Below are 12,607 nucleotides of genomic sequence, written 5' to 3'. Positions count from 1 at the left end.
CCTCCGCTGCTCGTCGGCCGTCGCCGCCCCCGGGTCGCGGGGCCGGGGGACCTGGAGGCTCAGGCCCAGGCGCCGCAGCCGGCGCCAGCCGGCCTCGACGCGGACGGCCACGCCCCACCGGTCGCGGACGTAGGCGGCCACCTTCGGCCCGGCCCACAGCCCGCCGTCGTCGGGGCGGCCCTGCAACGCCTCGAACAGGACGGCCTGCTGCTCGTCCGGGGGCTTATGCCGGCCGCCGTCGCGGGCGGCCCGGCGGTCGGCCCGGCCGGCGGGCCCCTGGGCGTCCCACCGCTTCAGGATGGCCCGGACCCAGGCGGGGGTGAGGCCGACCTCGGCGGGGGCGGGCGGGTCGGTGGAGCGGGTCAGCAGCCGGAGGACCTGCCCGTGGGTCTTCTCGACGCCGGAACGGCAGGCGCGGTAGCGGCGGGCGATCTCGCCGGGGTCCAGGAGCGGGGCGATCGGCAGTCGGTCGCGGGCCATGGTGCTGCCCTCCATGCGGGCGATCCCCGCATGAAGGATAGCGATCCAGGCAATTCCGTATGAGAGGTCTCGATCTTGAACCGCTTCGCGTACCAGCCCAACTTCCCGGTCGCGGCCTCGAGGTCATCCACCGCCAGGTCCGTCAGCAGCCGCCACCGGACCGGCTCCCGGCCCGCGGGGGCCGCGCGCTCATCGGCGTGGATGGCCGTCAGCTCCAGCGTCGGGTAGCGGCGCTGCTTGCCGATCGGCGGGCGCACCGTCATCCGGCGGAAGCGCACGTCGAGCTCGGCCGTCGAGGCCCGCCCTCGGTCGTCGCGGACCTCGACCTCGTGGACGCCCCGGACCGGCTCGCGTCCCATCACCTCGGAGATGGTCGTGCCGCCGCCCTCGGCCAGCCGGCCGACGCAGGTGCGGACCAGGAAGTGGGTCCTCGCCTCCCGGGCGGCGCGGAACAGCTCGTAGATGTCGCTCTCGCGGTCGCCGACGTGGACGCACCGGGCCGGCTCACCGAGCAGCTCCGTGGAACGCTTCAGGTTCTCCGGCCAGCGGACGCTCTCCTCCTGCTCGATGGGGATGCGGGTGGCGTTCACCTTTCCCCTCAGGGCGTTGGCCCCCTTGAACTTCTTGCGGGTCCAGAACTTGACGGCCGCCAGGCCGAGCGGGTCTCCCTGGGGGGTGAGGACGAGGCTGGAGTGCATCAGCAGCCCGCAGAGGGTGACGGTGGCGTGTCGGGTCTTCAGGAGCGAGAGCCGGCCGATCGCCTCGGGATTGTCGCGACGGGAGCTGAACTCGGTGGTGTCGTGCAGGACCAGGATCGGTCCGGCGGTCGCGGCGAACCGGGCCCGGGGGGCGGCGAAGTGCCCGGTGAGGATGACGCCCTCGTCGACGCGGGGGTTGCCGAAGAAGCGGTAGGCGGCCTCGGTGGCGGCCCAGTCCTGGCAGGCCATCGGCGTCGGGGCGCCGATCCGCTGCCCGAGGTCGCCGAGGGGCTTGCCCAGCCTCGCCCTCAGCCGCCGGTCGGGGAAGCTGCCGCCGGCCAGCTCCTGACCCACCCAGGCGTCCATGACCGCGGCCCCGGTGTGAAGCGCTATCCTCGAAGACGGATCCTCCAGGACGTGACTCTAGCCCGGGCCTGCCGCCCGGACCGGCGGGAGTTGTGGGTAAAAGAAAGGCTTGAACTCCCGCAGCGCCTCGGACAGCTCGGCCACCGGGGCGAACGTCCGGACCCAGAGCAGCTGCCCCTTGGGCGTGCGGATGAACCGCTCGGCGCGGCCGTCCCCCTGCGGCTCCCGCACGAAGCCCGGCGCGCTGGCCATCCCCAGCAAGGCCGGCTCCCGCCGGAAGTCGTCGCCGAGGTAGTTGCTCCCGTGGTCGTGGCGGGTGGTCAGCCCACGGGCGACCCCGGCCCCGAAGCCGCCGAAGTGCCCCCGCACCCCCTGCCGCAGCGGCCCCAACGCCTCGAACCGGTCGCCCCGCTTGGCGGCGTGCAGGCCGACGCACTCGCAGGTGCGGTGGTCCACCGCCACGAAGACGTGCACCGCGCCCTCGCCGGTGGTGACGGTCGTGGTCCTGTCGGTGCCCCACAGCGCGTCCGGCTCCTCGGCCGTGATCGTGCCGTCGTGGGCCTTCGGGCCGCGGGCGTGGCCGCCCCGGCGGGGGGCCCGGAGGTGGTGCCCCCGCATCGGCCGCCGCACCCGCCCGGACGCCGCGCGGATGCCCTGAGGCCGCAGGCGGGCCCAGGCCTTGCGGTAGCCCTCGCCGGTGAACGGGCTCTCGGCCGGCACCCGGCGGACGTGGACCACCAGCCCCTCGTCGGTGGCCGCCCCGGCCGGCCCCCGCTTCCCGGGGGCCGGCCGCTGCTCCGGCGGGACGGCCTCCCGGGCCTTGAGGTCGTCGGCCGTCGCGCGGGCCAGGCCGAAGATGCGGCAGGCCCGCTGCATGCCGTACCGCTTGCCGGTCGAGGGGGAGGCGGACCGGCTCAGGTGCTCCGCCTCCCCGACGCGAAAGGGCGGCCGCCCTCCAGGTGCCGGCACCTCATGCCGAGCGGCTGGCGATCCATCGTCAGCTGGCCGCCCTCGGCCTGGAGCCGGGCGACCAGCTCGTCCCGGCCGTCGGCCGGCCGGCCCTCGAGGGCCGCCGTGCCGCCGTCGAGGAAGCCGTCCCGCCAGGAGGAGAGGGTGGCGGCGGTGACGCCCAGCTCCCGGGAGAGGGTGTCGAGGTCCTCGCCCCGCAGCAGGCGGACGACGGCCTCGGCCTTCCGCCTGGCGGGGAAGCGGCCCCGATCGGGGGCCTCACGTTCGGGCTTGGGCTTCGGCACTTCGGACACTCCTTTCGAGGCCATGATGGTCCAGTGAAGTGTCCAGATCAACTCTCCGGCTCAGGTCCCGCTGCATACCGCAGGACCGACCGGTCCCGGGGGAAGCTGCTCAGAGGCTCCGTTTCCTCGACGCGAAAGGGCGGCCGCTCTCCAGGTGCTGGCACTTCAGGCCGAGCAATTCGTGATCCATGGTGAGCTGCCCGACCTTGGCCTGCAGCCGGGCGATCAGCTGGTCCCGGTCGTTGGTCGGTCGGCTCTTGAGGGCCGCCGTGCCGCAGTCGATGAAGCCCTCTCACAAGGAGGAGAGGGCAGCGGCGGTGACGCCAAGCTCCCGGGAGTAGGGTGTCGAGGTCCTCGCCTCGGAGGAGTCGGAGGACGGACTCGGTCCTCCGCCTGGCGGAGAACCGGCCTCGATCCTGGTTGTCGGACTTCGAGCTTGACTTGGACAGCTCGGGCACTCCGTCCAGGACCATCATAGCCCATGAGAGTGGCCAGAGAAGGATTTAGGCTAAAGAGAGGAATCGACACCGGGCGGCTCATGTCGCCGATATTATCAGACGACTTTGACCAATCAACTTGGGGCGTGGACGGCTATGGGAAGAATGATTGGAACGAGGAACGCGATCTTGCCGAAGAAATTGACAAGACCCTGCTGAACGATTAACGATCCATTGTAGTCGTGGCGACTAAATGGGTCCGAGTGATCGTTGAGCTGGTCTCGGCTTGGGGATCGTTGAAAACGTTCAACCCCAAAATCCTCGGCAGGCAGTCATCCTGACCGAAAGGGGAATGGAAATGTTGGACCGAAGTCCCAGGCGCAGGCCTGCACGGGCAAAGACTTGCCTTAGGGCAACGGTCAACAGGCGACATCGGCTGGAGATCGAGGTTGTAGAACCCCGAACCCTGTTGAGCGTCGGCGTCGAATCAGTGGGCGGGACGCTTCATGTCGAGGGGACTTCAAATCCCGATCAGATCCAGGTGATACGCATTCTGGACGAGGTCGTCGTCAAAGACTCGGGGTCTGATGTCGCACGGGTTCCTTTCCAGTCGGTGAACGCCATCGAGATTGTTGGAGGAGCAGAAAACGATGAAATTTTCATATTCAGTAATATAAATATTAAAACAACAATCAGTGGGAATGAAGGGGATGATAGCCTCATCGGAAGCTCTGGCGGCGACATATTGATTGGCGGTCCGGGCATAGACAAATTGGTTGGCAATGGGGGCTTTAACTTCTATGCCGAGGGGGAGAACCTTGCTCCTCTGCCTGGCCTGAACCTGGACCTCGATACCGGGCTTTTTCTCGGCAATCAGGTCGTTCCATCTGCTCAAACGGACCTCGATGGCAATTCGTTGACACTGAACTCTTCCGAAGTCAGACAATTACTGGATCGGGCCTCGGCAGCCTCACCGAGCGATGACGCGATCATCGCAATCGTCGACCGGGGGGGAAGGATCCTTGGCGTCCGTGTCGAGGACGGTGTGTCTCAGTCGATTCTCCTCGATCCCACTGCGCTGACTTTCGCGATCGATGGTGCACTCGCCAAGGCTCGAACCGGCGCGTTCTTCGCCAACGACACGGCGCCACTGACCTCAAGGACCGTCCAGGCACTCAGTGAATCGACCATCCTCCAGCGAGAGGTGGAATCCAACCCAAACTTCACCGAACCGAATTCCACTCAACGAGGCCCAGGGACTGTCGCAAGAATCGGAATCGGTGGTCACTTCCCGCGAAACGTAAACTTCACTCCGCAGGTCGATCTGGCGCAGATCGAGCATACAAATCGGGATACGACGTTCCATCCCGGCCAGGACCGTATCAAGGGCACTGCCGATGACATCGAGTTGCCCAATCGATTCAATATTCCCGACGAAGCAATCCCCGACCGACTCCTGGAGCAAGATCTCTTTATCAAACCTCCGGACAGTTATGGATTTGTGTCAGGACTCTTACCTGGGGCTCAACCTCGAGGTGTCTCAACCCTTCCTGGAGGGTTGCCGATTCTTCGAGCCTTCAAGACCGAGATCAAAGGGATCGAGCGTTTGAGGGCAAGTATCATCGGTGGCCTCGGGGTCTTTTTCCCCGGAGATACCGGGTTCGCCATCGAGGAGAATTCTACCCTCAACGGTTTGGCGTATGATCCGGAGAAACGGGACCGCTCCCAGGAGGCGGAGGCGATCGCCATTGCCGCACTCGGCGGAGTGATCGATGTGACCAAGCCGTCACTGGCCGGTCCCCTGCGAATTAACGATCTCGGCGGAGTGCCAAGGGTTGACAGCATCGTCCTTCCGCTAGGGAGGATCGACTTGGTCGGAATCACACTCCCTATCTATGGTGGCCATGGATTCCAGGGGATTCGATCGGTTCAGATCCAGATGGCTCGACTCGGGATATCGGCGACGGGAAGTCGAGGGACGGTCAACGGGGTCGACCTTCCGGTGACGACTGGTGCCGACGGCGTTCCCGGCACGGGCGATGAAGAATCCGTGATCCCTGGACAGATTGTTCCCGAGGGGTTTTTGGTCGAGCCCCAGGATGCGCAGGATGGCGGATTGACAAGAGGAGATGTGATCAGGCTTACGGCCCAGGCGATCGCCCAGGCTAATCAGACTCGGGCTGCGATTCGTTTGCCGCTCGACGAATCGACCCGGATGATCATCGCCGTCACGTACACGCAGGGGAATGTGATTGGTCTCTATCGAATGCCCGACGCAACCTATTTTTCGCTTGATGTGGCCGTGGCCAAGGCCAGGAACGTGGCATATTATGCAGATTCCGACAAACTGCAGGAGGTCGATCACCTCCCTGGTGTGCCCCGAGGGGCCGCGTTCACGAATAGGACGATTCGATACGCCTCGCTCCCATTTTTCCCGAGCGGTCAGGACAACTACCCGCCGGGGCCATTCTCGAAGTTGAACGATGGGCAGGTATCCGTTCGCAGTGCACTGAACTCGGGTCCGCCATTACCCGCGACCGCCTTCCAAAGCGTGGGTGGTTTCGACGCGTTCAATCCGCAGACGAACTTCCGGGATCCGACGAATATTCTCAATCAAAACGGAATTGTGTTCTTTCCCGGGAGTGCGCCTATCTATAAAGATATCGATGGGGATGGAGTGCGGGAGCTGGTTGGCGGTTTGGGCATCTCTGGGGATGGCATCGATCAGGACGACGTGGTTACATATTATGGTTCGAAAGGATATGAGCCTCCGTTCACTGTGCCGAGAGCCGATCAAACAAAGTTCCGCAACGTCCGTCTGCCTTACATAAAGTTCAATCGACAACCATTGAACAGGCAATTCGAAATCCCTCAGCCTTCCCCGGTACTTGAGGGAATAGGACCACTTCCATGAACACTTTCGAAAGTCCTCGATGGTCGATCGGCCCATTGTCTGTCATCATGGAAGTTCCCCCAGCCCGTCTCAAGGCTCCGATACTACCGCGGAACAATCTTCGCTGGCCCAAGAGGAATCAAAGGGTGTTTTCACGGTTCCTCCAAATCGCTCTCATGACGACGCTCTCATCCGGCGAGGTATCAACCGCCTCAGACCATCCCCTCGCGTCAGTAGCAGGCGGCTCGATGTCACACTCTCCCCTGATGCCAGGACCCCAAATCACGTATCATTCGATCCGACAAGAGAAGGTCCGGAATTATCATCAACGATTAGAACAACTTGAAGATGGTCGGTCGCTTCCGGGAGTGTATCGGACCAAAGTTCCAAAATTTCGCGGTGTTGGATTCGTTGCCCGAAAACATCCAATATCCCCGGATCAATACACGATGGAGCGCGCCGGAAACCCTCAATATGTCTCGCACGCGGCCCGTCCATCCGTCGGATCCAATTACACCGGATACTATGTCGGGGGAGGTGCATCGCTCGTCAACAGACCTAAATTTCCTCGTCTCGCGAAGGAGGGCACCTGGGGATGGGACTATGAACATTTTTGTGTCAAACGGCGAGTGAACTTGCTCTTCTCGCGGGGGATACTCTATCAGGATGGTGAAGGACAGTACGAACCCGATCCGCCATTCGAGATTGCGAATTTTTTTTCATTCAAATATGGAGAACGATTTCATCGTATTCTCCGAAATGAGAAGGAACTATCCCCCTGAGCCCGCGATGAGTTGATGACCGAAACCGTCCACATCGATATTTCGAGGTTATCGTGAGGAGCCCGCCAGTGCTCCTGCTCCAGATATCACCAAGGCCGAACGGTTCCCGGGAATCGCAGGCCCGCATTCGTAGGAGGTCGAATCGATGGATTATTGTCGGAGCCTGACCATCGCCGTGATCGGCCTCTCGATAATCCGTCCGGCGAATGCTGGCGAGCATGAAGACGTATCGGTGATATCCACTATGGATGCGGGTCGCGCCGGCTTCCGAGTCGCCAGGCCCGATGTCATGGTTATCCAGCCAACACCAACTACCATCCGAAGACCGGGGGCGGACCCCAAGGTCAGAGCGGCGAACATACAGATGGTGTCCGACTTCCCCCGGCGTCCCTCGTCACCCGGTAAGCAGGCCGAAACGATTCCACCTCATAGTTTTGTCGCTCCACCGTCGCCTGGTCAAAAGACTCTGCAAGCTCCTGGAGTAATGGCGCCGGGAACATTGGCTCCGCCAGCCTTCCTTGCCCCACCGTCGATGAACGGCTCTCCACCGATCGACGGCCAACCCGGGCCGAATCTGGATGCGATCGAATCGCCGTTCGTCCCTCCGACCGCGGATGCTGAGCAACATCCGATGACCAACCCACCGACCCTCCCACCACCCTCGCCTGAAGTGGGGGTGGAGTCTACCATACCACCGCCGACCTTCCCAGGAGAACCTCCCCAGGCGCTCGCGGCGGAGCCAATTCCTGCCGAAGCCCTCGAGGGAGTTTTCGGATCGGGGTCCGTCGCCGGAGGTACTTCACTCACCGCACTGGCCTCCATGGGGACATTTTCAACGCCCGAGGTATTCGGCGATTCGATCGGCACGGGTGTCTTGCAGTTTTTCCCCGAACGTCCTCAGCCGCCGCCGCCGCTCCCCCGGCCACCGCTTCCGCCGAGGCCCCCGTCACCTTTCGAGCCGGCTCGTTCGGCGGCTCTCGTTCCGTCGATCCGGGCCATAAAAATCTCGGAAAATCAGAGTCCGGCGCCTCGCAATCGGTTGATCTATCAATTCAACTATTATGATGACGTGAATGGGTCGGTCAACGATCGATTCCGATCCCCTATTAGTGATGTCAATGTTTATCGCCATATATTTGGATTTGAAAAAACATTTTTCGACGGGATGACGTCTGTCGGGATGAGGCTTCCCTTGAATACCATCACTGCCAACAGCCCTCTCCGGGGTGTCGGCCAGACGGAGACGGAGTTGGGGAATCTGGAGATTTTTGGAAAGTATGTGCTCTACTCCGATCCTGCGAACGGAAGACTCCTCTCGACAGGCCTCGCCGTATCCCCCTCGACCGGCCCGAGTCGGTTCGCCGGTGCGAGCTACCTCGAACCGTTGAACAGCACCACCATCCAACCGTTCGTCGGCGGGATTTATCGGGCGGGCCGGCTTTTCGTGCAGGGATTCTTTTCGCTCGACATTCCGTTCAATTCGAATAATGTGACTATGCTTTATAACGATTATGCGTTTGGGTATTTCCTCTACGAGTCCGCCAATCCCGATCAGTTCCTCTCTTCGATCGTGCCGATATTCGAGGTCCATGTGAACACCCCTCTGAATCACCGAGGAGTACGCCTCGACGATCCCGCGGGAACTCCGGATTTCGTGAACCTAACCTATGGCACCTCATTCCAATTCGGGAGGAGGGCGAGGTTGCTCGGCGCCATCGTGACACCGGTCACCGGTCCTCGACCGTTTGACCTCGAGGTGATCGCCGCGCTCAACGTCTATTACTGATGTCAAGCTCAGAGCTTGTTATAGTGCGGCAGCTGTAGCATCCCGGGGCCGTGGTCGGAGAAATTCCGTCCGATGGAGGAAGGGCTCTTCAGGATGGTGGCATGATTGGAGTCACCTTTGGCAAAGTGCAACAAATTATTGAGATTTGCTGGAATTCGACTCGATCATCCTCAGCGCGCTTGCGATGGCATCATTTTGCGTGTAGGGCCCGAACACCGCCTCGGCTCGCTCGGTCGATCGGAATCCAGCATGGGCCGCTCGGTCGAGCCAGAGGCCAGCCTCAGCGAGAGTTCGGTCGACCACAGCGGTCCGTTCCGCATCGGGAAGTGTATTGTCGGTTTGAGCGAGTTCGCCAGATCGGACATACAACTCAGCCGCGTAGAAGAGCCAGGTTGAATCCCCTGCGGCCGAATTCCCGAGAAAGTTCGCGTGCTCGTCCATCGCCCCGTATCGATTCAGGTCGTGTAAGATCCACGCCACCTGTAAGTGCAACGTCCTCACGGCATCGAGGAATATCGCATCATTTCCACGGTCGTTTGAGGACAATTCCGCGAATTCCAAACCCTCAGATGCGATCTCCAGCCCCCTGGCCAACCCACCATCCTCATCGAGTATCGAATACGCTTGCTCGCTGAGGGCCAACGCGAGATCTTTCTCATATTCGGGAACCTGTGGATTCGACTCGATGAGCTGTCGGAGATCGAAGATCGCTTCCTCGAGCTTCGTGCGAGCTCGATTTGCATCCCCTCGACCTCGAAGGAACCTGGCGAGATTGTGGCGGATCAGGGCAAGGCGATGGCGGTACTCCGTCCGAAGAGGATTGTTTTCCACGAGTTTCGCACGGATCGCCTCGGACCTTCGGAATGCGTCTTCTGCCCTCCGGAAAAGATCGTCGGCCCTCATGGCGGCTTCCTGATCGTCCTCGATCACGCCACGCTCGACGAACGCTCGTCCCAGGTTATTTAGGTATCCCCCAAGCTCCGACCAGTACTCGGGGACGTTGGGAAAGTCCTGGGTCAAGCGCTCGACAAGCATTATCGATTCGCGGAGAGGTCCCTCGGCGACGTCGGGATTGTACGCGACTGCGTCTCGGACCCGATTGTTCAGGGTTCGGGCGAGTTCCCTTGCAAAATGTGGGACGTCCGAGTGTTCCTCGACCAGACCGCGTTGCAGGCGAATGGATTCCTCGAAGGCGACGTCAGCGCCCGAACCTTCTGCACCTTGGAGGAGCAAGGCGAGGTTATTGAGATAGCGGGCGAGCTCCCTGCGGTCCTCATCTTGTGAGCCTCGACCGCCAACGACCTCGCGTTGCATCTGGATTGCGTCTTCATACAGTTGCCTGGCTCCTGCCCGACGGCCGACAAGTCGGGAGAGGACGGCCCCGAGCTGGTATGTCGATGAAGCGAGGTTGGATTGGGCCTCCAGATCGCCGGGATCCTCTTCGACCAGGCGAGTGCGGACCGATCTCGCTTGCTCGAGGAGTGCTTCCGATTGGTCGAATTCGCTCATCTTCTTGAGAAGGATCGCCAGGCTGTGGCGGGTTCGGGCCAGGTCGGCGGCCAGGCCGTCATCTTCTGGGAGATCCTCTGCAAGCGTGACCTGAGTCTGCAGTGCCGCGAAATAGGAGGCCCTCGCCTCATCATACTCCCCGAGCAATTCGTGGATGTCACCGAGTCGGCTCTGAGCTCGACCTGCATCCCGGCGAGTCTCGGGGGAGTCGTTCTGATGGAGAAACCGCTCGTAAAAGGTGCGAGCCTTGGAGAGCAGGTCGCGACGAGTTTGTTCCATCTGGGGGACATCTGCCAGGTCGATCTCGCCGACCTCGGTCAGGAGTGCGTCGACCGCATCGATGGCTTGCTGGAAGTTTCGCTCGGCCATCTGCCTCTGGATCTCAGCTAACGCGCGTTGCGTCTCGGCACGCTCGGCGTTTTCATGAGCCAACCTCTCATTTTCCTGGGCGATCCGTGCGTTCTCATGGGCGAGCGCCTCATTTCGCCGGGCTCGCTCGGCATTCTGGTCGGCGACGGACTTCTGGGCTTTCGCTTCGGCCTCATTTTGCTCGGCCTCCCTCCACCCGGCCAAGGCAGACTGGCGCTGCAGTTCGGTCCTCGATTGCTCCCGCTTGAGGAGGATCGCACCAACGGTCAGGGCGACGACTGCCGTGATCAGCAGGACCGCCGTGCCGGCCACGAGCGTCCGGTGCCGCTTCGCCCAGCGACCGAGCCGGACGGACCACGGCTCGACGTAGACGCTGATCGGCTCGTCGGCGAGCCAGTGCTCCAAGTCGTCCGCGAGGGATTGACACGAGTCGTATCGGTCGCCGATGGGACGGGCCATGGCCGTAAGGCAAATCGCCTCCAGCCCCGGCGGGATGTCCGGATTCACCAACCGGGGCGGAGGGAATTCGCCGTTTCTCACCTGCAGCAGGACTTGGAACAGATTGCGTTCGGTGAAGGGGGGATGACCGGTGAGTATCTGGTAGAGGGTCGCCCCGAGGCTGTAAATGTCGCTGGGAGGCCCAAGGACAGCGAGATTCCCTTCGGCCTGTTCGGGGCTCATGAAGGCCGGGGTGCCTACTGCCGACCCGTCGAGCGTCGGCGTGGACCCGGCCCCAGAGATCGGTCGGAGCGGCAGTTCCTCGGTCCGGGACGAACGGTCGAGATGGTCGAGTGCCTTGGCCAGGCCCCAGTCGACGAGCAGCGTCTCGCCGTAGGGGCCGAGCATGATGTTGTCGGGCTTGATGTCGCGGTGGATCACCCCCCGGCTGTGGGCGTACTCCAGCGCGTTGCAGACGTCGACGAACCGCCGCAGCAGCCCCCGGAGCTGGAGGATGTGGGCTCCGGGATCCTTCGGGCCCCGTTCGGGGTCGTGGAAGCGTTCGATCGCCTTGCGGAGGCTCTCGCCGCGGATGAACCGCATGGCGTAGAAGGGGCGGCCGTCGGGGTTGCGGCCCAGGGAGTAGACCGGCACGACGCCGGGGTGCTCCAGGCCGCCGGTGATCTCGGCCTCGACGAGGAACCGGGAGCGGCTGTCGGGGTCGTCGGCGTGGCGTTCCTGGATCTCCTTGAGGGCGACCTCGCGCCGCAGCTCCTCGTCGAAGGCGACCAGGACCGAGCCGAGCCCCCCCTTGGCGTGCTCGCGGACGACCCGGAACCGGCTCCCCGATCCCCCCCCATGGCCGAACGTGCCGGAAACGGGCAGAGGTCCAGGCCCCTGGAACGTCACCGCGGGGTCGCCTCCGGCGGTGGGCATCGGGTCGTGCCGGTCGAAGTCGGGGCTGGCAGCTGCATTCTGGGCCGCCTCGGTGACAGCGAGCCCCTCGGCGTGGGAGGTGGCCTCGGGGTCGAAGCCGGAGGCGAGATCGAAGTTCGCCTCGGCCGTCGCATTGGGATCGAAGCGGGGGAGATTCGAATCCGAAGACGGGGTGCCGGAAGGAATATCCATCGAAGAGGGAGGTCCGAGCACGGGGGTTCGGATGTCTCCCGTAACAAAATCGACACCGCCGACATCGAGACCGAGGGCACTCGTTATCGAATTCACGTCCGATCCCGGCGATATCTGGAAGGACGAGGGGAAGGCGATGGCGTCGGTCATCGTCTCGAGCGGATCGTGATCGGACTGATCGGTCCCGAGTCTAGCCGGCCCCTTCCCAGGATCATTGTTGAGCCGGGCGAGTTCGAGCCCGACGGCGTTCTCGATCCGAGCCCTCGCACGGGGGTCGAACACCCCTTCCTCGTCGAGCAGTGTCGAGATCGATCGTGAGGGATCGCGTCCCAAGGCATCAAGTGCTCGGACGACTGCCACGCGATCGGCGTGCCCCAGTTCCACCGCCATCGAGCCGATTCGAAGCGACTCCTCGTTCTTGGGCACGGACATCGTGCAGTCTCCTCGTCGTGTCGGTGGATCGAGGTA

General features: G+C 62.9%; 6 protein-coding genes and 1 pseudogene. 2 read left to right on the top strand and 5 right to left on the bottom strand.

The features are described 5' to 3' along the window. Positions 1-3: 3 nt before the first annotated feature. The 4 genes and pseudogenes from ElP_RS41325 to ElP_RS24910 form a co-directional block, all read right to left on the bottom strand. Positions 4-480, bottom strand: a pseudogene (locus ElP_RS41325) (winged helix-turn-helix domain-containing protein); the annotation flags it as partial. After that, positions 363-1,544 carry an IS4 family transposase gene (locus ElP_RS24920; protein ID WP_145274591.1) on the bottom strand — a complete coding sequence of 394 codons (1,182 nt, stop codon included), beginning with the start codon at positions 1,542-1,544 and terminating at the stop codon, positions 363-365. The pseudogene ElP_RS41325 and the gene ElP_RS24920, both read right to left, overlap by 118 nt. Positions 1,545-1,601: 57 nt before the next feature. Continuing rightward, positions 1,602-2,420: a DDE-type integrase/transposase/recombinase gene (locus ElP_RS24915; RefSeq protein WP_145274588.1), complete on the bottom strand. Its 819-nt coding sequence runs from the start codon at positions 2,418-2,420 to the stop codon at positions 1,602-1,604. A gap of 38 nt (positions 2,421-2,458) precedes the next feature. Beyond that, entirely contained in the window at positions 2,459-2,797 is a 339-nt protein-coding gene (locus ElP_RS24910) for a helix-turn-helix domain-containing protein (RefSeq protein ID WP_145274585.1), read from the bottom strand. Positions 2,798-3,703: 906 nt separating this feature from the next. On the opposite strand from ElP_RS24910, the gene ElP_RS40990 reads away from it, so the two are divergent. After that, on the top strand, positions 3,704-6,148 hold the full coding sequence (locus tag ElP_RS40990; protein ID WP_145274582.1) for a heme-binding protein: 2,445 nt from the start codon (positions 3,704-3,706) through the stop codon (positions 6,146-6,148). 906 nt (positions 6,149-7,054) lie between these two features. Then, the gene (locus tag ElP_RS24900) at positions 7,055-8,695 is read left to right on the top strand and encodes a hypothetical protein (protein WP_145274579.1); all 1,641 of its coding nucleotides are present in this window, start codon (positions 7,055-7,057) and stop codon (positions 8,693-8,695) included. A 135-nt stretch (positions 8,696-8,830) separates the two neighbouring features. On the opposite strand, the gene ElP_RS24895 is transcribed toward ElP_RS24900, so the two are convergent. Further along, positions 8,831-12,571 carry a serine/threonine protein kinase gene (locus ElP_RS24895; protein WP_145274576.1) on the bottom strand — a complete coding sequence of 1,247 codons (3,741 nt, stop codon included), beginning with the start codon at positions 12,569-12,571 and terminating at the stop codon, positions 8,831-8,833. Positions 12,572-12,607 lie beyond the last annotated feature (36 nt).

It is taken from the genome of Tautonia plasticadhaerens (genome assembly GCF_007752535.1).
GTDB classification, from domain to species: Bacteria; Planctomycetota; Planctomycetia; order Isosphaerales; family Isosphaeraceae; genus Tautonia; species Tautonia plasticadhaerens.
This window is presented reverse-complemented; position numbering and strand designations above follow the sequence as displayed.

What these genes read in the sequence shown, in the direction of transcription:
- ElP_RS24915 (WP_145274588.1), bottom strand. Translation starts at nt 2,420, where the DNA reads ATGCAGCGGGCCTGCCGCATCTTCGGCCTGGCCCGCGCGACGGCCGAC.
- ElP_RS24920 (WP_145274591.1), bottom strand. Translation starts at nt 1,544, where the DNA reads ATGGACGCCTGGGTGGGTCAGGAGCTGGCCGGCGGCAGCTTCCCCGAC.
- ElP_RS24895 (WP_145274576.1), bottom strand. Translation starts at nt 12,571, where the DNA reads ATGTCCGTGCCCAAGAACGAGGAGTCGCTTCGAATCGGCTCGATGGCG.
- ElP_RS24900 (WP_145274579.1), top strand. Translation starts at nt 7,055, where the DNA reads ATGGATTATTGTCGGAGCCTGACCATCGCCGTGATCGGCCTCTCGATA.